The sequence below is a fragment of the Streptomyces sp. SLBN-31 genome (assembly GCF_006715395.1).
In the GTDB taxonomy this organism is placed as follows: domain Bacteria; phylum Actinomycetota; class Actinomycetes; order Streptomycetales; family Streptomycetaceae; genus Streptomyces.
In genome coordinates, this window is the sequence record NZ_VFNC01000001.1 from 1,060,588 (window position 1) to 1,080,663 (window position 20,076).

Annotated in this window: 21 protein-coding genes and 5 tRNA genes; 18 read left to right on the forward strand and 8 right to left on the reverse strand. The window is 70.3% G+C overall.

Annotated features, from left to right (window positions below; genetic code table 11):
* Positions 1–23 precede the first annotated feature (23 nt).
* Both FBY22_RS05040 and FBY22_RS05045 read right to left on the reverse strand, forming a co-directional pair.
* Entirely contained in the window at positions 24–437 is a 414-nt protein-coding gene (locus FBY22_RS05040) for a roadblock/LC7 domain-containing protein (protein WP_023546525.1), read from the reverse strand.
* Between the two features lie 9 nt (positions 438–446).
* Positions 447–4,316 carry a nitrate- and nitrite sensing domain-containing protein gene (locus FBY22_RS05045; RefSeq protein WP_142142683.1) on the reverse strand — a complete coding sequence of 1,290 codons (3,870 nt, stop codon included), beginning with the start codon at positions 4,314–4,316 and terminating at the stop codon, positions 447–449.
* Positions 4,317–4,883: 567 nt separating this feature from the next.
* Between FBY22_RS05045 and FBY22_RS05050 the strand changes: the two genes are divergently transcribed.
* The 10 genes from FBY22_RS05050 (at position 4,884) to FBY22_RS05095 (ending at position 9,650) form a co-directional block, all read left to right on the forward strand.
* On the forward strand, positions 4,884–5,072 hold the full coding sequence (locus tag FBY22_RS05050) for a hypothetical protein (RefSeq protein WP_142142684.1): 189 nt from the start codon (positions 4,884–4,886) through the stop codon (positions 5,070–5,072).
* A 175-nt stretch (positions 5,073–5,247) separates the two neighbouring features.
* Positions 5,248–6,033: a fumarylacetoacetate hydrolase family protein gene (locus FBY22_RS05055; protein WP_142142685.1), complete on the forward strand. Its 786-nt coding sequence runs from the start codon at positions 5,248–5,250 to the stop codon at positions 6,031–6,033.
* The gene (gene gltX, locus FBY22_RS05060; RefSeq protein ID WP_399210528.1) at positions 6,026–7,501 is read left to right on the forward strand and encodes a glutamate--tRNA ligase; all 1,476 of its coding nucleotides are present in this window, start codon (positions 6,026–6,028) and stop codon (positions 7,499–7,501) included. The genes FBY22_RS05055 and gltX overlap by 8 nt, the downstream gene beginning before the upstream one ends.
* Before the next feature lie 111 nt (positions 7,502–7,612).
* Positions 7,613–8,287, forward strand: a complete 675-nt coding sequence (locus FBY22_RS05065) for a DUF4241 domain-containing protein (protein ID WP_142142687.1) — start codon at positions 7,613–7,615, stop codon at positions 8,285–8,287.
* 50 nt (positions 8,288–8,337) lie between these two features.
* A complete protein-coding gene (locus tag FBY22_RS05070) occupies positions 8,338–9,069 on the forward strand; it encodes an HAD family hydrolase (protein ID WP_142142688.1) in 732 nt (243 codons plus the stop codon).
* Between the two features lie 91 nt (positions 9,070–9,160).
* Positions 9,161–9,232: transfer RNA gene (locus FBY22_RS05075), tRNA-Gln, on the forward strand.
* 49 nt (positions 9,233–9,281) lie between these two features.
* Positions 9,282–9,354: transfer RNA gene (locus FBY22_RS05080), tRNA-Glu, on the forward strand.
* 29 nt (positions 9,355–9,383) lie between these two features.
* A tRNA-Glu gene (locus FBY22_RS05085) sits at positions 9,384–9,456 on the forward strand.
* Positions 9,457–9,477: 21 nt separating this feature from the next.
* A tRNA-Gln gene (locus tag FBY22_RS05090) sits at positions 9,478–9,549 on the forward strand.
* Between the two features lie 28 nt (positions 9,550–9,577).
* A tRNA-Glu gene (locus tag FBY22_RS05095) sits at positions 9,578–9,650 on the forward strand.
* A gap of 51 nt (positions 9,651–9,701) precedes the next feature.
* On the opposite strand, the gene FBY22_RS05100 is transcribed toward FBY22_RS05095, so the two are convergent.
* A complete protein-coding gene (locus tag FBY22_RS05100) occupies positions 9,702–10,346 on the reverse strand; it encodes a MerR family transcriptional regulator (protein WP_142142689.1) in 645 nt (214 codons plus the stop codon).
* An 87-nt stretch (positions 10,347–10,433) separates the two neighbouring features.
* Here FBY22_RS05100 and FBY22_RS05105 point away from each other — a divergent pair, with 87 nt between their 5' ends.
* The gene (locus FBY22_RS05105; protein ID WP_142142690.1) at positions 10,434–10,952 is read left to right on the forward strand and encodes a DUF4188 domain-containing protein; all 519 of its coding nucleotides are present in this window, start codon (positions 10,434–10,436) and stop codon (positions 10,950–10,952) included.
* A gap of 90 nt (positions 10,953–11,042) precedes the next feature.
* Here the strand turns inward: FBY22_RS05105 and ndgR are convergent, their stop codons facing one another.
* Positions 11,043–11,759 (reverse strand): IclR family transcriptional regulator NdgR, encoded by a 717-nt coding sequence (gene ndgR, locus FBY22_RS05110; protein WP_026278050.1) that lies wholly within the window; start codon positions 11,757–11,759, stop codon positions 11,043–11,045.
* Positions 11,760–11,947: 188 nt separating this feature from the next.
* Between ndgR and leuC the strand changes: the two genes are divergently transcribed.
* The 4 genes from leuC (at position 11,948) to FBY22_RS05130 (ending at position 15,236) form a co-directional block, all read left to right on the forward strand.
* The gene (gene leuC, locus FBY22_RS05115; protein WP_142142691.1) at positions 11,948–13,372 is read left to right on the forward strand and encodes a 3-isopropylmalate dehydratase large subunit; all 1,425 of its coding nucleotides are present in this window, start codon (positions 11,948–11,950) and stop codon (positions 13,370–13,372) included.
* Positions 13,373–13,378: 6 nt separating this feature from the next.
* On the forward strand, positions 13,379–13,972 hold the full coding sequence (leuD, locus tag FBY22_RS05120) for a 3-isopropylmalate dehydratase small subunit (protein WP_142142692.1): 594 nt from the start codon (positions 13,379–13,381) through the stop codon (positions 13,970–13,972).
* A gap of 254 nt (positions 13,973–14,226) precedes the next feature.
* The gene (locus tag FBY22_RS05125) at positions 14,227–14,457 is read left to right on the forward strand and encodes a hypothetical protein (RefSeq protein ID WP_058922967.1); all 231 of its coding nucleotides are present in this window, start codon (positions 14,227–14,229) and stop codon (positions 14,455–14,457) included.
* A gap of 137 nt (positions 14,458–14,594) precedes the next feature.
* Entirely contained in the window at positions 14,595–15,236 is a 642-nt protein-coding gene (locus tag FBY22_RS05130) for an HU family DNA-binding protein (protein WP_142142693.1), read from the forward strand.
* Positions 15,237–15,298: 62 nt separating this feature from the next.
* Here the strand turns inward: FBY22_RS05130 and FBY22_RS05135 are convergent, their stop codons facing one another.
* Both FBY22_RS05135 and cofC read right to left on the reverse strand, forming a co-directional pair.
* Positions 15,299–15,490: a hypothetical protein gene (locus FBY22_RS05135; RefSeq protein ID WP_142142694.1), complete on the reverse strand. Its 192-nt coding sequence runs from the start codon at positions 15,488–15,490 to the stop codon at positions 15,299–15,301.
* A 10-nt stretch (positions 15,491–15,500) separates the two neighbouring features.
* Positions 15,501–16,139 (reverse strand): 2-phospho-L-lactate guanylyltransferase, encoded by a 639-nt coding sequence (gene cofC / locus FBY22_RS05140; RefSeq protein WP_142142695.1) that lies wholly within the window; start codon positions 16,137–16,139, stop codon positions 15,501–15,503.
* A 182-nt stretch (positions 16,140–16,321) separates the two neighbouring features.
* Here cofC and FBY22_RS05145 point away from each other — a divergent pair, with 182 nt between their 5' ends.
* From FBY22_RS05145 to FBY22_RS05155, 3 genes are read left to right on the forward strand one after another with little or no spacing between them, the layout of a single operon-like run.
* Positions 16,322–17,098 carry a 1-acyl-sn-glycerol-3-phosphate acyltransferase gene (locus FBY22_RS05145; RefSeq protein WP_142142696.1) on the forward strand — a complete coding sequence of 259 codons (777 nt, stop codon included), beginning with the start codon at positions 16,322–16,324 and terminating at the stop codon, positions 17,096–17,098.
* A complete protein-coding gene (locus tag FBY22_RS05150; RefSeq protein ID WP_142142697.1) occupies positions 17,095–18,105 on the forward strand; it encodes an NAD(P)H-dependent glycerol-3-phosphate dehydrogenase in 1,011 nt (336 codons plus the stop codon). The genes FBY22_RS05145 and FBY22_RS05150 overlap by 4 nt, the downstream gene beginning before the upstream one ends.
* Before the next feature lie 59 nt (positions 18,106–18,164).
* Positions 18,165–19,319, forward strand: coding sequence for a D-alanine--D-alanine ligase family protein (locus FBY22_RS05155; protein ID WP_142142698.1), 1,155 nt, complete (start codon positions 18,165–18,167; stop codon positions 19,317–19,319).
* A gap of 13 nt (positions 19,320–19,332) precedes the next feature.
* Here FBY22_RS05155 and FBY22_RS05160 read toward each other — a convergent pair whose 3' ends face one another.
* Positions 19,333–19,821, reverse strand: a complete 489-nt coding sequence (locus FBY22_RS05160) for a DUF3515 domain-containing protein (RefSeq protein ID WP_142142699.1) — start codon at positions 19,819–19,821, stop codon at positions 19,333–19,335.
* A gap of 20 nt (positions 19,822–19,841) precedes the next feature.
* Complete coding sequence (locus FBY22_RS05165; protein ID WP_003997603.1) at positions 19,842–20,075, reverse strand: Lrp/AsnC family transcriptional regulator; 234 nt, start codon at positions 20,073–20,075, stop codon at positions 19,842–19,844.
* Position 20,076 lies beyond the last annotated feature (1 nt).

Below are 20,076 nucleotides of genomic sequence, written 5' to 3' on the forward strand. Positions count from 1 at the left end.
GAGACAGGTGGTGCCGGTGAGGGTCAGTGGAGCAGACTGCCTTGGAGTTCGGCGCGCAGGTCGGGCGTGAGGACCGCGCCCGCGCGGTCGACCAGCAGCGCCATCTCGTAGCCGACCAGGCCGATGTCGCACTCCGGGTGCGCGAGCACGGCGAGGGACGAGCCGTCCGAGACGGACATCAGGAACAGGAAACCCCGCTCCATCTCGACGACCGTCTGCGCCACGGTGCCGCCCTCGAAGATCCGGGAGGCCCCGGCCGTCAGCGAGGTGAGTCCGGACGCGACGGCCGCGAGCTGGTCGGCGCGGTCACGCGGGAAGCCTTCGGACATCGCCAGAAGGAGTCCGTCGGCGGATACGACGACGGTGTGGGACACCCCTGGGGTGTTGTCCACGAAGTTGGTGATCAACCAGTTGAGGTTCTGTGCCGCCTGGCTCATCTGGCTCAACTATCGCTCCTGCTGGTGAGTGGGGCTGGGGAAACTGCCGGTCTGGCCGGTACCCGTACCGGCCTGTCGACCCTGTGCGATGCCCCGACGGAGATTGGTCAGCCGGCCGCGTACGTCGTCAGGCGCACGCGAGACCTGCGGACCCGCTTGGTGCTGTTGCTGCTGAGCCGTGCCCGGGACGAGGTTCGCCCGGGGCACCCGGCGCGGCAGGCCGGAGGTGGTGACGCCGCCCGCGGCCGGCTGCCGTACGCGCTCCGCCTGCCGGACGAGGTCGTCGTTCGGAGAGGTGCGCCAGGAAGAGGTCGCGGGACGCTGAGGTGCAGCCGCCTGCGGCTGCTGCTGGGTGGGAGCGGAACCGTTGCCGTCGTCCGGCCGGCCCTCGCCGCCCGGACCGCCGTGGAACCAGTTGGTCTCCAGCGTGTCGTACAGCGGAGTACGGCCGTCGCCCGGACCGGTCGCCGGCGGCAGGGCCTCGGGCTCCTGCCGGACGGGCCGCTGCGGACGCGGCGGGACGGGCTGACGCGGGGCGCCGAAGTCGGCGCCGCCGTTCTGCGGACGCTCGAACTGCCCGTTGCCGGACGGGTTCTGACGCCCCGGCAGGGAGTGCTGCCCGGTCGAGGAACCGTCGTAGCCCGGCACCGCGAACTGACCGGTGGAGCCGGCGTCGAACGACGACGGGCTCGCGTACTGGCCGGTGTTCTGCGGGTTGCCGACCTGGCCGTTCGAGCTGCCGAAGACGTCGGGCCGGACGAACGAGCCCTGGCCCTGCGCGGCGCCGTTCTGCGGAACGCCGTAGTCCTGACGCGGGTACTCGCCGGAGTTCTGCGAACCGTTCGCACCGGGACGGGCGTACTGGCCGGTGTTCTGCGGCGAGTCCATGCCCGGGCGGCCGAAGTCACCGGTGTTGTACGGCGAGTCCATGCCGGGACGGGCGAACTGGCCCGTGTTCTGCGGGTCGTTGCCGAAGGCGGGCCGCTCGAAGTCGGCGGCCGGACCGAGGCCCTGACGGTCGTCGCCGCGCCCGATGGCCGGCATCTCCGTCGTGGCGCCCGGACCCTGGTGGTCGTCGAAGCGCGGCATCCGCGAGGTCTCGTCGTGGCCGCGCGGGGTGTCCAGCGAAGCACGCGGCACCGGCGGCTGGGCGTTCTCGTCGCTCCAGCTCGGCGTGCGCGGCTGCGCGTCGCCACCGGGCAGCTCGGCGCGCGGACCGCCACGGCCCGGCAGCTGCGGCCGACGGCCACGGCGGCCGCGACCCTCGTTCTCGGCGGGAGCCTGGGGCTGGGACTGCGGCGGTACGGCGCCACGAGCGCCGCCGAAGCTGTCCTGGCCCGTGGCCTGCATGCCCTGCGGCGCACTCGGCACCTGACCGAACGCGGCACCGGCGCCCGCGGGGGCCGGCCGGCCCTGCTGCGGAGCGTTCGGAGCCTGCGGTCCGCGCGCGCCACCCGGCCCACCGGGGCGGCCGTTGCCGCCCTGGCCGGTGCCCGGCAGCGCGGCCCGCGGCCCCTGACCGGCCCCGAGCCGACCGCCACCCGTCGCGCCGGCACCCAGCGCACCGGCACCCGGAGCGCCACCGAGGGCGGGACCGCCCTGGGCGCCCGCACCGGTCGCCTGACGGCGGGCCGCAGCCGCACCGGCGGCGGCCTGCGCGGCGGCCGGACCGCCGGCGGCACCGGCACCCTGACCGGGCTTGCCCTGTGGCTTCTTGCCGCCCTGCGCGACATCGACGGGCAGCATGACCAGCGCGGTCGTACCACCGGAGTCGGACGGGCGCAGCTGGATGCGGATGCCGTGCCGCTGGGACAGCCGGCCGACCACGAACAGACCCATGCGGCGGGAGACGGAGACGTCCACGGTGGGCGGCGAGGCGAGCCGCTCGTTGATCGCCGCGAGGTCCTCGGGGGAGAGGCCGATACCGGTGTCGTGGATCTCGATCAGGACGCGGCCGTCGGGCAGCGCGTGACCGGTGACCTTGACCTTGGTCTGCGGCGAGGAGAAGGAGGTCGCGTTCTCGAGCAGCTCGGCGAGCAGGTGCACGAGGTCGTTGACCACGCGGCCGGCGACCTCGGTCGTCGGCACGGCGGCCAGCTCGATGCGCTCGTACTGCTCCACCTCGGACGCGGCGGCGCGGAGCACGTCGACCAGCGGGACCGGGCGGGTCCAGCGGCGGCCGGGCTCCTCACCCGCGAGGACGAGGAGGTTCTCACCGTTACGGCGCATACGCGTCGCGAGGTGGTCGAGCTTGAACAGCGAGGACAGCTGGTCCGGGTCGGCCTCGCGGGACTCCAGTTCGGAGATGAGCGAGAGCTGACGCTGGATGAGGCCCTGGGAGCGGCGCGAGAGGTTGGTGAACATCGCGTTGACGTTGCCCCGCAGCAGGGCCTGCTCGGCGGCGAGGCGGACCGCCTCGCGGTGCACGTCGTCGAAGGCCGCGGCCACCTGGCCGATCTCGTCCCGGGAGTGCACACCGACGGACTCGACGGAGGTGTCGACGTCCTGCGGGTCCGACTCCGACAGCTGGGCGACCAGCTCGGGCAGGCGGTCCTGGGCGACCTTGTTTGCGGTCTCCTGCAGGCGGCGCAGCGAGCGGATCATGGAGCGGGCGATGACGAAGGCGCCGACGAGCGAGACACCGAGCACGAGCAGGATCAGCGCACCGGAGATGATCGCTTCCTGCTCGGAGGAGTTGCGCAGCTCGCGGGCCTTCTGCTCCATGTCCTCGAGCAGCGAGTGCTCGATCTTCTTCATCTGCTCGATCTTGGTCGAGCTGTCGTCCACCCAGTCCTGGTACGACCGCTTCTGCAGGTCGTCCAAACCGTTCTGGGCGGCGAGCGCACGGCTGGCGTAGGTGTCGGACGCCTTGATGGTGGCGTTGTTCTCCTCGACGGGCTTGAGGAGAGAGGTCGCCTTGTCCGTGCCGTAGATGCTCCGGAAGCTGCGCAGCTCGGACTTCTGGCTCTCCAGAGCGGACTGGGCGTAGAGCCGGTCGTTCTCGGAGAGCTGGCCGACCGTGGTGTTGTTCGCGGGCAGGGCCGCCGCGAGGACGGCGCGCTGCATGGACGCGTACTCCTTGGCCGAGGAGAAGGCGGCCAGGGAGCGCGTGCGCTGGATCATCTCGGGGTTGCTGGTGGCCTCCGCCATGTCCTGGGAGAGGTCCAGCAGGTGCGTGATCAGGCGGTGGTAGGCCTCGACCGTCTGCGAGGAGTTGAGCTTGGCCTCGTACGCGGTGGAGCGGACCTTCGACAGCGTCTCGAGGTCGCCGACGACGCCGACGAGGCTCTCGCGCACACCGAGGAGCGAGCCGTCCTTGTTGGAGGTGTCGATCTCCTCGGCGGCGTCGATGAAGTTCTGCTTGGCCCGGTCCGTCTTGTCCCGGTAGCCCTTGACCGTGTAGTCGCTGACCTTCGAGCCGTGCGCCAGCGGACCGGCGGACTGGTCGCGCTCGTCCTGCAGCGCGGCGGCGAGCTCGGTGGCCTGCTTGGTCATCTCCGTCAGCAGCCGCATGTTGTCGAGCTGCTGGATGTCGTCCATGTTGTCGCTGATGCGCAGGGCGCCCAGCGAGGTGGCCGCGACCACGGGGAGGGCGAGCAGCGAGACAAGGCGCGTGGAGATACGCCAGTTGCGCAGCGCTATTCGCGACCCCGGGCCGCTCGGGCCCTGGACCGGCTTGATGGGCGGAGCCGCGGGGCTCGGCGACCCGGCGGGTGCCGACGCGCCGGGGCGCCCGGAGCGCTCACCGCCGTCGCCGGACGCTGCCGGGCCCGGGTTCTGGGCGTGCTGGGGGGAGGGACTGCCGGCATTGGGGCCAGTCCCGCCGTGCGGCTCCGGCTCCGCCGAAGCACTGCCATCCCTCTTGAAACGTCCCTGCACTAGCGTCGCAACCTCTGGACCAGGCGCCCCTCCGCGTGAACGGAAAGACACGGTGTCGGCGTTTTCGAGGGCGCCCTGAACGCGCCCCCTGGTGGTCGTGAGTGACCGGCGCTGGCTCCCCCTTCTCGCCGCCACCCGGCGCTCGTAGCGCCCCCTGTGCGCCGGCTCGATCCTGCGGCGGTCCGTGGCATTCCAGCACAGTGCAGGATCTCCAACAAGGCTCGTACGCCATGCCGTGACCTACGTGACAGCAAGTGAGTGCCGAGTCACCTGCCGTAGAAAGATAACTCCCGCATAAGGGGCGTATGCCCATGAGTTCCACGGGATCGGACGCTGCCCCAGTCGCCATGATCAGGAGCGGAATGGTGGCTTCAGGGGGCCAATGTCCGTTTCGCTAGGATGGGTTGGGGGCCGGAATTGGCCGGTTTGTCCATCAGGCCGTGAGCAAACTCACACGGTGATCATGGGGTCTTCACGACTTCGCCGGGGAATCCGATGTTTAGCCTGGCGCTTTACAAGACGTAGGCAACTGCCAACCTCCGACGGACGACAGGGTCGAGTACAACCGTGAAGACGACGATGATGTTCCGCAACATAGCCAACCCGCGGCGCACGACGCTGGCCCACCTCGAGGACGCCGGCGAACTGCAGACCCCGGAGCAGCCGGAGCACTCCCTCGATCTTCCCACCCAGACCGCCAATCCCAGGCGCACCGTCCTCGTGGAGGTCCCCGTCGCGGCCTCCGTCGCCGAGTAGTACGCACGCCGACGGCTGATCATTCAGCCCGTCCGGCAGAAGATCCTTCGAGGCGCCCCGCGCGGTAATGCGCAAGTCGGCGCCCTTGGGGGTGCCCCGAGGCTCTGGGCACCCCCTGCCGCGTTAGCCTGGAGCGTCAGACTCCAGCCGGCCAAGTGAGGGGCGCAAGGATCCCGTGCGCATCGCCAGATTCTCCATCGACGGGAACGTCGCCTTCGGCGCGGTCGAGGGCGACAAGCCGGACGAGCTCGTCCTCGACATCATCAAGGGCATCCCGTTCGCGGACTTCGAGCTCTCCGGTACGAAGGTCCCGCTGAGCAAGGTCAGGCTGCTGCCGCCGGTGCTCCCCAACAAGGTCGTGGCCTTCGGCCGCAACTACGCGGAGCACGCCCGCGAGCTGGGCAACGAGGTGCCCGACGCCCCCTTCGCCTTCTTCAAGCCGTCCACCTCCGTGATCGGCCCCGGCGACGAGATCCGCTACCCGTCCTTCACCGAGGACCTGCACCACGAGGCCGAACTCGCCGTGGTCATCGGCCGCATGTGCCGAGAGGTCCCGCGCGAACGGGTCGCCGACGTGATCTTCGGCTACACCTGCGCGAACGACGTCACCGCCCGTGACGTGCAGAAGCGCGAGAAGCAGTGGGCCCGGGCCAAGGGCTTCGACACCTCCTGCCCGCTCGGCCCCTGGGTGGAGACCGGCCTGGACCTTCAAACGGCCTCGGACCTGACCGTCCAGCTCACGGTCAACGGCGAACAACGCCAGCTCGGCCGCACCAGCGAGATGATCCACTCGATCGAGGACCTGATCGTCAACATCACCGAGGCCATGACGCTGCTCCCCGGCGACGTGATCCTCACGGGCACCCCGGCAGGCGTCGGACCGCTCACCGTCGGCGACGAGGTCGCCGTCACCATCGAAGGCATCGGCACTCTCACCAACAAGGTTGTCAAGCGTGGCTAGCGCACCCGTCCGCGTACGTTTCTGTCCCTCGCCCACCGGTAACCCCCATGTGGGCCTGGTCCGCACCGCCCTGTTCAACTGGGCCTTCGCCCGGCATCACCAGGGCACCCTGGTCTTCCGCATCGAGGACACCGACGCGGCCCGCGACTCCGAGGAGTCGTACAACCAGCTCCTCGACGCGATGCGCTGGCTGGGCTTCGACTGGGACGAGGGCCCCGAGATCGGCGGCCCGCACGCGCCGTACCGCCAGTCGCAGCGCATGGACATCTACGCGGACGTCGCGCGGAAGCTGCTGGACGGCGGTTACGCCTACCACTGCTACTGCTCCCAGGAGGAGCTGGACACCCGCCGCGAGGCCGCCCGCGCCGCCGGCAAGCCGTCCGGCTACGACGGCCACTGCCGCGACCTCACCGACGCGCAGGTCGAGGAGTACAAGGCCCAGGGCCGCGCCCCGATCGTCCGCTTCCGCATGCCAGACGAGACGATCACCTTCACGGACCTGGTCCGCGGCGAGCTGACGTTCACCCCGGAGAACGTCCCGGACTACGGGATCGTACGAGCCAACGGCGCCCCGCTGTACACGCTCGTCAACCCGGTCGACGACGCCCTGATGGAGATCACCCACGTCCTGCGCGGCGAGGACCTGCTCTCCTCCACCCCCCGCCAGGTCGCCCTGTACAAGGCGCTGACCGAGCTGGGCATCGCCAAGCAGACCCCGCACTTCGGCCACCTGCCCTACGTCATGGGCGAGGGCAACAAGAAGCTGTCGAAGCGCGACCCGCAGTCGTCGCTGAACCTCTACCGCGAGCGCGGCTTCCTCCCCGAGGGCCTGCTCAACTACCTCTCGCTGCTCGGCTGGTCGCTCTCGGCGGACCAGGACATCTTCTCCACCGAGGAGATGGTCGCCGCCTTCGACATCGCCGACGTCAACCCCAACCCGGCGCGCTTCGACCTGAAGAAGTGCGAGGCGATCAACGCCGACCACATCCGGCTGCTCGACGTGAAGGACTTCACCGAGCGCTGCGCCCCCTGGCTGAAGGCCCCCTTCGCCCCCTGGGCGCCGGAGGACTTCGACGAGGCGAAGTGGCAGGCGATCGCCCCGCACGCGCAGACCCGTCTGAAGGTCCTGTCGGAGATCACGGACAACGTCGACTTCCTGTTCCTGCCGGAGCCGGTCTTCGACGAGGCGTCCTGGGCCAAGGCGATGAAGGAGGGCAGCGACGCCCTGCTCCGCACGGCCCGCGAGAAGCTGGAGGCGGCCGACTGGACCTCCGCGGAGTCGCTGAAGGAGGCCGTCCTGGCCGCCGGCGAGGCCCACGGCCTCAAGCTCGGCAAGGCCCAGGCCCCGGTCCGTGTCGCCGTCACCGGCCGCACGGTCGGCCTGCCCCTCTTCGAGTCCCTGGAGATCCTGGGCAAGGAGCGCACGCTGGCCCGGATCGACGCGGCACTGACGAAGCTGACGGCGTAGCGCACACGCGCGTGAAGGGGCGGCGGCCGTTGCGGCCGCCGCCCCTCGGCGTTGTCAGTGGGGCGCACTAGGGTTCCGGCATCACAATCAAGATCCGGAAGGGCACCCGTCATGCCGATGTCCCCTCGTGACTACGCCTGGCTGTTCACGCCGGGCAGCACGTTCACCTACGAGTCCGGGCAGACCGGTGTGATCCACGTGGCCGACGGCGGGGCGCTCGACCTGCCCACCGGGCGGGTCGTGGCCTGCGACCCGTTCGTCTACCTCGGGTCCGGCGACATGGAGCCGTTCACCGTCACCGTCGCCCCCGGCCGCTACCGCGTCGAGGCGGCCGTCGCGACCCTCACCCGCCCCGGCGAGCCCCCGGCCGAGCACCCCCACCGTCGGGTGGCGGCGGCCCGCCTCGTCATCCGTGACGAACCCACGGCGACCTGGGAGTTGGCCCTCGGCCCGGAACAGGACCCGGCCGGACTCGGGGACGACGAGTTCTTCGGCTACGGCGTCGACGCCGGCACCGGCTGCTTCTACGACGCCTCTGCCGAGGAGGCCTTCCCCGGTACCGAGGACGAAGAGGGCCCCCTGTGGGAGGCCTTCGAGAACAGCGACTGGTCGGAGGGGCCCCACCTGGTCACATCCGCCGGCACCGGCCACACGCTGGCCGCGTTCACCTCCGGCTGGGGCGACGGTTTCTACCCCACCTGGATCGGCCGTACCGCCTCCGGCGAGGTCACCTGCTACCTCACCGACTTCTTCGTCGCCCCGGCCCCTGCCGACGCCCCGGTGTGACAATCGCCGATCCGCGGACGCGCCCCCGACCTCCGGGTTACCGTCGGATCATGAGCATTCGCGCCGTGGTCTGGGACGTCGACGACACCCTCTTCGACTACACCACCGCGGACCGCGAGGGCATGCGGTCCCATCTCTCGGCCGAGGGCCTGCTCGCCGGGGGCGAGACCCCGGAGGAGGCCCTCGCGCGCTGGCGGGAGATCACCGACCGGCAGTGGGCGCGGTTCTCGGCGGGTGAGCTGTCCTTCGAGGAGCAGCGCCGCGAGCGCATACGGGTGTTCCTGGGCACACCTCTGGAGGCCGCCGAGGCCGACGCCTGGTTCCGGCGGTACATGACGCACTACGAGGCCGCGTGGGCCCTCTTCCCGGACGTCGTGCCCGTCCTGGACGCGCTCGCCACGAGTCACCGGCACGCCGTGCTGTCCAACTCCAGCCTCACCGTCCAGGACCACAAGCTGCGCACCCTCGGGGTGCACGACCGCTTCGAGACCATCCTGTGCGCCGCGGAACTCGGCATCTCCAAGCCCCAGGCCGGCGCCTTCCTGGCCGCCTGCGCGGCCCTGGACCTCGCGCCGCACGAGGTGGCGTACGTCGGCGATCACCCGGAGATCGACGGGCGGGGGGCCGCCGACGCCGGACTGCTGTCGGTGTGGATCGACCGCAACGGCGTGTACACCGACGGCACCGCCCCCTTCGGGCCCCACCGGATCGCCTCCCTCGCCGAACTCCCCGCGATCCTCGGCGCGGATACCCGTTTTGGAGCCCCGTCCACCTTCGGGTAATGTTCTTCCTGCGCCGCCGGGAAGCGGGCCGAAAGGCCGGGAACCGGGGGAGCGAACTAGAACGAGATCCCCGCAGGGGCTTGCGTTCCAGTGGCCTATGGTGTAATTGGCAGCACGACTGATTCTGGTTCAGTTAGTCTTGGTTCGAGTCCAGGTAGGCCAGCTCGCGGATGTTTCACCACAGCATCCGCACCGCGGATCCCATCCGCAAAGCCCCCGTTGTGTAGCGGCCTAGCACGCTGCCCTCTCAAGGCAGTAGCGCCGGTTCGAATCCGGTCGGGGGTACTGGTTCCGATCAACTCGGAATCGCTAGGGCCCCCGTTGTGTAGCGGCCTAGCACGCCGCCCTCTCAAGGCGGTAGCGCCGGTTCGAATCCGGTCGGGGGTACTGACTGGTCTAAACCATCATTGGTCTATGGTGTAATTGGCAGCACGACTGATTCTGGTTCAGTTAGTCTTGGTTCGAGTCCAGGTAGACCAGCTCGGACCTGCGGAAACGCAGAGTCCAGGCCCCCGTTGTGTAGCGGCCTAGCACGCCGCCCTCTCAAGGCGGTAGCGCCGGTTCGAATCCGGTCGGGGGTACAAACCGGGAAGGCCCTCCACTTCGGTGGGGGGCCTTCCTGGCGTCCGGGCTCACTCGAAGCCGTACCGCCGTGCCGACTCCTCCTCCTGGGCCAGCCGGTGCAGCGCCCGTAGCACCGGCTCGTTGAGGATCGCCCCCAGGACGGCGAACTCCACCCGCTCGGGCTCCGACGGGTACGCCTCCATGTTGTCCAGGTCGAGGACGGCCGTCCGGTGCATCAACTCCGCGTACGGGGCGAGCTGTTCGGCACCCCAGCCGTAGCCGAGCCGGCGGAACGCGGCCACCGCCACGACCAGTGAGCGGTACGCGGGGGAGATGGTCGAAAGCCGCTCGGCGTTCCGCCAGCCCAGTCGGTCCAGGAGTGCGCCGATCTCCCGGTGCGCGGCCTGGACGAACTCGTCCTCCTCGTCCGGCTCCGGCACCTGCGGCAGCGCCCACAGGGCCGCGCCCAGGCGGATCGTGCGGCCCAGGGAGTCGTCGTCGACGTGTCCGAGCACCTCGCGGACCGTCGTCACCGGGATGCGGCCGACCTGGATCATCGCCCGCACCAGCCGCAGCCGGCGCAGGTGCTCCTCGTCGTACTCGGCGGTCGTCGCGTTGAGCTGGCGGCCGGGCGGCAACAGGCCCTCGCGCAGGTAGTACTTGATCGTCGCGGTGGACACCCCACTGCGTTCGCTGAGCTCCGCCAGCCGCATCTCTTGCGCCTCTCCTTGGGAAGTGCCACTATCCAAGCATCGACCAGAAGGATAGTGCCGCTATCCGACGGAGCGCAGGGGGCTGCCATGTTCACGAAACCGGTGCCGGGTCGCACGACCGCGGATGCCGAGGGGGACGTGGTGGTCCTGCTCATCGGGATGCGGGTCAACCGCTTCTGGGCGGTGCACCAGTGGCTGCCGGTCATGCTGGCGATGTTCCGCATGCTGGGGGAGCTTGCGCGGGACCGTGACCGGGGGCTGCTGGGGCACGTGATGCTGACGGCCTCACCGCGGACGTACTACGTGGTCCAGTACTGGGAGTCCAAGGAGAAGCTGTACGCCTACGCGCACTCGCCCGAGATGTTCCACCACCGGGCGTGGGCGATCGTCAACCGCAAGGAGCGCGCGGGCGGGATGCGCGGGCACGTGGGGCTGTGGCACGAGGCGTACGTGGTGCCCGAGGGGTCCTACGAGGCGATCTACCTCGACATGCCGGCGTTCGGACTGGCCCGGGCCCACGGGCAGGTGCCGGTGGAGCGGCGCGGCCGCCGTGCCGAGGACCGGTTCGCGCACCGGTCGGGGCGGAAGGCGGCCGGACGGGCCTAATGAACGGGGGGATCGGGGATCGGGGAGGGCCTGCCGCGGCGTTGGGGCGGGCCCTCCCCGATGACGTTCCCGTGGGGAGCTGCCGGGGGGTCAGCCCGAGCGGCGCAGGGCCTCCGAGAGGCGGGCGGCGGCGTCGATGACCGCCTGGGCGTGCATACGGCCGGGGTGGCGCGTCAGGCGCTCGATGGGGCCGGAGACCGAGACGGCGGCCACCACGCGGTTGGACGGGCCGCGCACGGGCGCCGAGACGGACGCGACGCCCGGCTCGCGCTCGCCGATGGACTGGGCCCAGCCGCGGCGCCGTACGCCCGACAGGGCCGTCGCCGTGAAGCGGGCGCCCTGCAGGCCGCGGTGGAGGCGCTCGGGCTCCTCCCAGGCCATCAGGATCTGCGCGGAGGAACCGGCCTTCATGGTGAGCGTCGAGCCGACCGGGACCGTGTCCCGAAGGCCGGACAGGCGCTCCGCCGCGGCCACGCAGATGCGCATGTCGCCCTGGCGGCGGTAGAGCTGGGCGCTCTCGCCGGTGACGTCCCGCAGGTGCGTGAGCACCGGGCCGGCCGTCGCGAGCAACCGGTCCTCGCCGGCCGCCGCCGCGAGTTCGGCAAGCCGCGGGCCGAGAATGAAACGGCCCTGCATGTCGCGTGCCACCATGCGGTGGTGCTCCAGGGCCACGGCCAGTCGGTGGGCCGTTGGTCGTGCCAGTCCGGTGGCCGCCACCAGTCCCGCGAGGGTGGCCGGGCCGGACTCCAGGGCGCTCAGGACAAGGGCTGCCTTGTCCAGAACGCCGACGCCGCTACTGTTGTCCATGAAACGATACTCACGTCTCACTCTGTGAAACGCAAGTTCCTTTTTCCGTGAGACGCGCAACCCTTGTATGCACAGCGGCCCGCTGACCGAACGGGCCTGGTGGCGGGTGCCCGTGAACACGGGCCGGGCACCGTCTCCTCAAGATCTCTAGTTGGGCCGGTGGACGTTCGCCGGCCGAAGGGAAAGCGATGGGTAGGACACTCGCGGAGAAGGTCTGGGACGACCATGTCGTCCGGCGCGCCGAGGGCGAGCCCGACCTCCTCTTCATCGATCTGCACCTGCTGCACGAGGTGACCAGCCCGCAGGCCTTCGACGGCCTGCGCCTCAGCGGTCGCAAGGTGCGCCGCCTCGACCTCACCATCGCCACCGAGGACCACAACACCCCCACCCTCGACATCGACAAGCCGATCGCGGACCCGATCTCCCGGGCCCAGCTGGAGACGCTGCGCAAGAACTGCGCCGAGTTCGGCGTCCGGCTGCACCCGCTGGGCGACGTCGAGCAGGGCGTCGTGCACGTCGTCGGCCCGCAGCTGGGGCTGACCCAGCCGGGCACCACCGTCGTCTGCGGCGACTCCCACACCTCCACCCACGGCGCCTTCGGCGCGCTGGCGTTCGGCATCGGCACCTCGCAGGTCGAGCACGTGCTGGCCACCCAGACGCTGCCGCTGGCCCGCCCGAAGACCATGGCCATCACGGTCGACGGCGAACTGCCCGACGGCGTCACCGCCAAGGACCTGATCCTGGCGATCATCGCCAAGATCGGTACGGGCGGTGGCCAGGGCTACATCCTGGAGTACCGCGGCTCCGCCATCGAGAAGCTCTCGATGGAGGCCCGGATGACCATCTGCAACATGTCGATCGAGGCCGGCGCCCGCGCGGGCATGATCGCCCCCGACGAGACCACCTTCGAGTACCTCAAGGGCCGCCCGCACGCCCCCGAGGGCGAGGACTGGGACGCCGCGGTCGCGTACTGGAAGACGCTCAGGACGGACGAGGACGCCGAGTTCGACGCCGAGGTCGTCATCGACGCCGCGTCGCTGTCTCCGTTCGTCACCTGGGGCACCAACCCCGGCCAGGGCGCGCCGCTTTCGGCGTCCGTCCCCGATCCCGCTTCGTACGAAGACGCTTCGGAGCGCCTCGCCGCCGAAAAGGCCCTGGAATACATGGGGTTGGAGGCCGGGCAGCCGCTGCGCTCGATCAAGGTGGACACCGTCTTCGTAGGCTCGTGCACCAACGGCCGCATCGAGGACCTGCGCGCCGCCGCCGAGCTCGTGAAGGGCCGCAAAGTCGCCGACGGCGTACGGATGCTGGTCGTCCCCGGCTCCGCCCGCGTCGGTCTGCAGGCCGTCTCCGAGGGCCTGGACGTCGTCTTCAAGGAGGCCGGCGCCGAGTGGCGGCACGCCGGCTGCTCGATGTGCCTGGGCATGAACCCCGACCAGCTGGCCCCGGGTGAGCGCTCCGCGTCCACCTCCAACCGCAACTTCGAGGGCAGGCAGGGCAAGGGCGGCCGTACGCACCTGGTCTCGCCGCAGGTCGCCGCCGCGACCGCCGTGCTGGGTCACCTGGCCTCGCCCGCCGACCTGTCCGAAGCCCCCGCGCCCGCTGGAGTCTGATCAGTCATGGAAGCATTCACCAAGCACACCGGCCGGGCCGTCCCGCTGCGTCGCTCCAACGTCGACACCGACCAGATCATCCCTGCTCACTGGCTCAAGAAGGTGACCCGGGACGGCTTCGAGGACGGTCTGTTCGAGGCCTGGCGCAAGGACGCGGACTTCATCCTCAACCGCCCCGAGCGGCAGGGCGCCACGGTCCTGGTCGCCGGCCCCGACTTCGGCACCGGCTCCTCCCGCGAGCACGCGGTCTGGGCGCTGCAGAACTACGGCTTCAAAACCGTGATCTCCTCCCGCTTCGCGGACATCTTCCGCGGCAACTCGCTCAAGAACGGCCTGCTCACGGTGGTTCTGGAGCAGAAGATCGTGGACGCGCTGTGGGACCTCACCGAGAACGACCCCACTGCTGAGGTCACTGTGGACCTTGAGGCGCGTGAGGTGCGTGCCGAGGGCATCACCGCCGCCTTCGAGCTCGACGAGAACTCCCGCTGGCGGCTGCTGAACGGGCTGGACGACATCTCCATCACCCTCCAGAACGAGGCCGACATCGCCGCGTACGAGGCGAAGCGGCCGTCGTACAAGCCGCAGACGCTCCGGGTCTGATCCCCGGCAGCCGGGCAAGACCAGTTTCAGCCACTCAGTACCCCCGATCGGCTCCGATCGGGGGTACTGCCGTGTCTGCACCCGAACGGTCCCGCACGAAGGCTGGCCTTCGTTCAACTTCCCACGTTAAAACGGTTGTTGCCGGGGTACGCGAGGTCCGTAGCCGTGACTTCCGCAGACGCCCGGACGGCCGTTTGAGGTGGCAGTTGCACCCTGGGCAGGCGACAACTCGCCCCAGATGGCACAATCTGTGCATGGAACACGACGGCCAACTCGAGCTCTATGCGGCAGTCGCGGACCGACTCAAAGAAGCGCACTCAAGGGTGCGTGCACTGCAAGTCCCGGAGGGCGTACGGATGGCGCTGACCCGGAAGCTGCTGGTCATTACGGCCGCGGCCAAGCACGATCTCGCCGACGCGGCAAGGCGACTGGAGGCGTTCACCGCGGACCTCGACGAGGGGCGAATCCCCGAAGAGGACCGTTGATCGCAGCCGGGACAGCCGAGTTCGTTGCGGCGCATGGGTGATAAGCCCGTTTCGTGTTTGATTTGCGGTATATATCTGCCTAACGTGCGAAAAAGCTTGAACACTTTCGTTCTGGCGATGTCTCCGAAGGGGAAGACGTGAACAAGGCGCAGCTCGTAGAAGCGATTGCCGACAAGCTGGGCGGCCGCCAGCAGGCCGCCGAGGCTGTCGACGCGGTCCTGGACGCCATCGTCCGCGCGACCGTCGCCGGAGACCGGGTCTCGGTCACCGGCTTCGGTTCGTTCGAGAAGGTCGACCGTCCGGCCCGCTACGCCCGCAACCCGCAGACGGGCGAGCGGGTTCGGGTCAAGAAGACCTCCGTTCCGCGCTTCCGCGCGGGCCAGGGCTTCAAGGACCTGGTCAGCGGCTCGAAGAAGCTCCCGCGCGGCGGCGAGGTCGCCGTCAAGAAGGCCCCCAAGGGCAGCCTGAGCGGCGGCGCGACCGCGACCGTGAAGAAGGCCGCGGCGAAGAAGACCACGGGCGCCGCGAAGAAGACCACCGCGAAGAAGACGACGGCCAAGAAGACCACGGCCGCCGCCGCGAAGAAGACCACCGCCAAGAAGGCGACGGCGAAGAAGACCACGGGCGCCGCCAAGACCACCGCGGCGAAGAAGACCACCGCCAAGAAGGCCGCGGCCAAGAACGCCCCGGCGAAGAAGGCGACGGCCAAGAAGGCCCCCGCCAAGAAGTCGACGGCTCGCACCACCACCGCCAAGAAGGCCACGGCCCGCAAGAGGTAACGGGCACAGGGGCACTCACGCGCCGGGCCGGACTCCGTGACGGAGTCCGGCCCGCGGCGTGTTCAGAACGTCTGGAGCGTGATCAGGGTGATGCGCCGGCCGCTGGTCTCGACACGGACCCGCTGCCCGGGGCGCAGCAGCCGCAGACCGCCCGCGTCGAACGCCTCCCTGTCGAAGGCCATCGGGGTGCCGTCGTCCAGGAGGACCTGTCCGCTGCGGGTCTCGGGGTCGTACGTGTATGCGGTGGCCTGCATGATGGGCAGCCTACTGCCCGGGGATCAGCACCTGCGCGGCCACCGCGGCCGTCCGGCGGCCCACCCCGAGCGCCAGCGCCGCGCGCAGGTCGTCGCCGGTGTCCACGTCCTGGCGTACGGAATCCACCTCTGTGAGCGCCAGTTCCGCGGCGCCGGACGCGCGGTGCCGGGCCCGGGAATCCGGACCGAAAGCGGGGCGCAATTCCCGGCCCGGTGACGCGGCCAGCAAGGTGGTGCCGATTGCGGCCGCATCGGCCAGGAAAGCGCGGGGGAATTCCGCGGCCGCGTCCAGGACCCGGCACAATTCCAGCGGACGCAGCGCCGGCAGATCGGCGTTCAGGGCGGCCAAGGCGCTGTCGGGGCGGTCGGCGCGGACGGCGGCCGCGCCGTGCGCCAGGGCCGCGTTGAGGCCGCCGTGCGGCTCGTCGGTGACGATGCGGGCGCCGAGCGAGGCCAGCTCGCGGCCCGCCAGGGCGTCGTCCGTGACGACCGCCACATCCTTCACCGCCGGGCAGGCCAGCGCGGCTGCCACGGTGTCCTGCGCGAACGCCAGGGCGAGACTCGGGCGGACTCCGGCATGAGCGGTGTCCGAGAGCCTGCTCTTGGCCCGCGCCAAGGGTTTCAGGGGTATGACCAACGTCCACTGCACGAGCGTTCCGCCCCTCTCCTGTCGCGGTCATTGTCACTCAGCCGTCACCCGGGCCATCTGGCGGTCGTGCCGTCGGGGCGTACGGTGTTCTCGACAGACCGGCGGCCTGGGGCGACACTTGTGCGGCCCCCAGGTCCGATGTACCGGGCCGACGTCCTTGGCCCCTAGAGGAAGGTGCGCGCGTGCCCCGCCGCAGAATCGGCTTCTGGTACCGCTTCGCCGCGGTGATCTGCAAACCGCCGCTGGTGGCTCTGATCAAGCGGGACTGGCGCGGAATGGAGCACATTCCGGCCGAGGGCGGATTCATCACCGCGGTGAACCACAATTCCCACGCGGATCCCTTCGCGTACGCGCACTATCAGTACAACACCGGACGGGTTCCGCGATTCCTCGCGAAGAGCGGCCTTTTCAAGAAGGGATTCGTCGGAGCCGCGATGCGCGGCACCGGACAGATCCCCGTCTACCGCGAGTCCACGGACGCGCTCAGCGCGTTCCGCGCCGCCGTCGACGCCGTGGAGCGCGGTGAGTGCGTCGTGTTCTACCCCGAGGGAACGATCACCCGGGACCCGAACGGCTGGCCCATGACGGCCAAGACGGGCGCCGCCCGGGTCGCCCTGCAGACCAAGTGCCCGGTCATCCCCGTCGCCCAGTGGGGAGCCAACGAACTGCTGCCGCCGTACAGCAAGAAGGCTTACGTCCTGCCGCGCAAGACCCACCATGTGCTCGCGGGCCCGCCCGTGGACCTCTCGCGCTTCTACGACAAGGAGATGACCGCGGAGGTCCTCAGGGAGGCCACCGAGGTCATCATGGCCGCCATCACCCGCCAGCTGGAGGAGATCCGCGGCGAGAAGGCGCCCGAGACCCCCTACGACCCGCGCCGCGAGCGGATCGAGCAGCGGCGCAGGACGCAGGCGCAGACGCAGACCAAGGCAGAGCAGGAAGAGGGGCAGGGCACGTGAGCAAGCCCGTCAAGGCGGCCGTCTTCAGCGCCGGTTCGTGGGGCACCGCGTTCGGGATCGTGCTGGCCGACGCGGGGTGCGAGGTCACCCTGTGGGCCCGGCGTCCGGAGGTGGCCGAGGCCATCAACTCCCGCCGTACGAACCCCGACTACTTCCCCGGCGTGGAGCTTCCGGAGAACGTGCGGGCCACCACCGACCCCGCCGAGGCCGCCGCGGGCGCCGACTTCACGGTCCTGTCCGTGCCCTCCCAGACCCTGCGCGCCAACCTCGCCGAGTGGGTGCCGCTGCTCGCGCCCGACACGGTCCTGGTGTCGCTGATGAAGGGCGTCGAACTCGGCTCCACCATGCGGATGAGCGAGGTCATCGAGGACGTCGCCAAGGTCGGCGCCGACCGTATCGCCGTCGTCACCGGGCCCAACCTGGCGCGGGAGATCGCCGCCCGGATGCCGGCCGCCGCCGTGGTCGCCTGCACCGACGAAACGGTCGCCCGGCGACTGCAGGCCGTCTGCCACACCCCGTACTTCCGGCCGTACACCAACACCGACGTCGTGGGCTGCGAACTCGGCGGCGCCGTGAAGAACGTCATCGGTCTCGCCGTCGGCATCGCCGACGGCATGGGCCTCGGTGACAACGCCAAGGGCTCGCTCATCACGCGCGGGCTCGCGGAGACCACGCGGCTCGGTGTCGCGCTGGGCGCCGACCCGCTGACGTTCGCCGGACTCGCGGGCCTCGGCGACCTGGTCGCGACCTGCTCCTCGCCGCTGTCGCGCAACCACACCTTCGGCACCAACCTCGGCAAGGGCATGACCCTGCAGGAGACCATCGCGGTCACCAAGCAGACCGCCGAGGGCGTCAAGTCGTGCGAGTCCGTGCTGGGTCTGGCCCGCCGGCACGGCGTCGACATGCCGATCACCGAGACGGTCGTCGCCATCGTGCACGAGGGCAAGCCGCCGGTCGTCGCCGTCAAGGAGCTGATGTCGCGCAGCGCGAAGCCCGAACGACGCTGAGCGACGCCGCCGGTGGCACGCTGTCTCAGGGCACTACCACCGGGTACTCTCAACGCGATATGAGCACCGAGAACCTTCCCCAGAGCCCTGAGCAGCCGCCTCGCAAGCCGCGCGTGGCCGTCGTGTTCGGCGGGCGCAGCTCCGAACACGGGATCTCCGTGGTCACCGCGGGCGCCGTCCTCAAGGCCATCGACCGGACCAAGTACGACGTCCTGCCGATCGGCATCACGCGGGAAGGACGCTGGGCCCTCACCGCCGACGAACCGGAACGCATGGCGATCACCGACCGCCGTACGCCCGAGGTCGAGGACGTGGCCGAGTCCGGCGAGGGCGGCGTGGTGCTCCCGCTGGACCCCGGCAACCGCGAAGTCGTCGTCAGCGAGCCCGGATCGGTGCCCAAGGCGCTCGGTGAGGTCGACGTCGTCTTCCCCGTCCTGCACGGCCCCTACGGCGAGGACGGCACCCTTCAGGGCCTGCTGGAGCTCTCCGGTGTGCCGTACGTGGGCGCGGGTGTGCTCGCCTCGGCCGTCGGCCAGGACAAGGAGTACATGAAGCGGGTGTTCACCTCCTTCGGGCTCAAGGTGGGCCCGTACGTGGTGATCCGGCCGCGCGAGTGGGAGCGGGACGAGGCCGCGGCCCGCAAGAAGGTCGTCGACTTCGCCGGGGAGCACGGCTGGCCGCTGTTCGTGAAGCCCGCCCGCGCCGGCTCGTCGATCGGCATCACCAAGGTCGACGACATCGCCGGGCTCGGCGACGCGATCGCCGAGGCCCAGCGGCACGACCCGAAGATCCTCGTCGAGGCCGCCCTGCGGGGCCGTGAGATCGAGTGCGGGGTGCTGGAGTTCGAGGACGGCCCGCGGGCCAGCGTCCCGGCCGAGATCCCGCCGCCGCAGGAGCACGCGTACTACGACTTCGAGGCTAAGTACATCGACTCCACCCCCGGGATCGTGCCCGCGCCCCTGACCCCCGAGGAGACGGCCGAGGTCCAGCGCCTCGCGGTGGAGGCCTTCGAGGCGGCCTCGTGCGAGGGACTGGTCCGCGCGGACTTCTTCCTGACCGACGAGGGCTTCGTGATCAACGAGATCAACACGATGCCCGGCTTCACGCCCATCTCGATGTACCCGCAGATGTGGCAGGCGACCGGAGTCGGCTACCCGGAACTCGTCGACCGCCTCATCCAGGCGGCCCTCCGCAGGCCGACGGGCCTGCGCTGACCATCGCGGTGCACTAGTCGGCGATCCCCTCGGGGATCGCCTTCTTCACGGCCGGCGCCAGGTCGACGAGCGGGGACATGCCGTCCGCGGTGCGGGCCTTGGGGATCGTGACCTCGACGTACGCCCTGCGCAGTGTCGTCGTGAAGCGGAACGAGCCGTCGCCCCGCTTCTCCAGCAGCCACCCCACACCGTTCACCTCGACCCCGTCGGCCTCCGGATCACCCATCTTCGCGGGCCGGTCGACGCCGCAGCGCAGTATGATCGCCGGGTTCCCCCAGCCCGCGGTCAGCGCGGACGCGGGCGTGGGATCCCGGCGATCCTGTCCGTCGACCTCGGACGGCAGGGCCTTGTCCAGCTTCATGCACAACCCGGTGACCTTCGCGCCCGGCGAGGGAACCGTCGCCGACGCCCCGTCGTCTGCTGATGAGCAGCCCACGGCAGTGAGCAGGGCGAGTGCGGGCAGCCCGGCAAGGGTGCGGCGCCGGTGACGAAAGAAGTTCACCGGCCAAGGGTAGACGGGGGCTACAGATGGACGACCGGGCAGGTCAGGGTGCGGGTGATGCCGTCCACCTGCTGGACCTTCGCGACCACCATGCGGCCGAGGTCGTCCACGGTGTCGGCCTGCGCCCGCACGATCACGTCATAGGGTCCTGTCACGTCCTCGGCCTGGATCACCCCAGGGATCTTGCTGATCGTCTCGGCGACGGTCGACGCCTTGCCGACCTCCGTCTGGATCAGGATGTACGCCTGTACCACG

Coding starts and splice junctions, on each gene's coding strand:
- FBY22_RS05070 (WP_142142688.1), top strand. CDS start 8,338: ATGAGCATTCGCGCCGTGGTCTGGGACGTCGACGACACCCTCTTCGAC.
- FBY22_RS05100 (WP_142142689.1), bottom strand. CDS start 10,346: ATGCGGCTGGCGGAGCTCAGCGAACGCAGTGGGGTGTCCACCGCGACG.
- FBY22_RS05065 (WP_142142687.1), top strand. CDS start 7,613: ATGCCGATGTCCCCTCGTGACTACGCCTGGCTGTTCACGCCGGGCAGC.
- FBY22_RS05040 (WP_023546525.1), bottom strand. CDS start 437: ATGAGCCAGGCGGCACAGAACCTCAACTGGTTGATCACCAACTTCGTG.
- leuC (WP_142142691.1), top strand. CDS start 11,948: ATGGGTAGGACACTCGCGGAGAAGGTCTGGGACGACCATGTCGTCCGG.
- FBY22_RS05125 (WP_058922967.1), top strand. CDS start 14,227: ATGGAACACGACGGCCAACTCGAGCTCTATGCGGCAGTCGCGGACCGA.
- ndgR (WP_026278050.1), bottom strand. CDS start 11,759: ATGGACAACAGTAGCGGCGTCGGCGTTCTGGACAAGGCAGCCCTTGTC.
- FBY22_RS05155 (WP_142142698.1), top strand. CDS start 18,165: ATGAGCACCGAGAACCTTCCCCAGAGCCCTGAGCAGCCGCCTCGCAAG.
- FBY22_RS05135 (WP_142142694.1), bottom strand. CDS start 15,490: ATGCAGGCCACCGCATACACGTACGACCCCGAGACCCGCAGCGGACAG.
- leuD (WP_142142692.1), top strand. CDS start 13,379: ATGGAAGCATTCACCAAGCACACCGGCCGGGCCGTCCCGCTGCGTCGC.
- FBY22_RS05105 (WP_142142690.1), top strand. CDS start 10,434: ATGTTCACGAAACCGGTGCCGGGTCGCACGACCGCGGATGCCGAGGGG.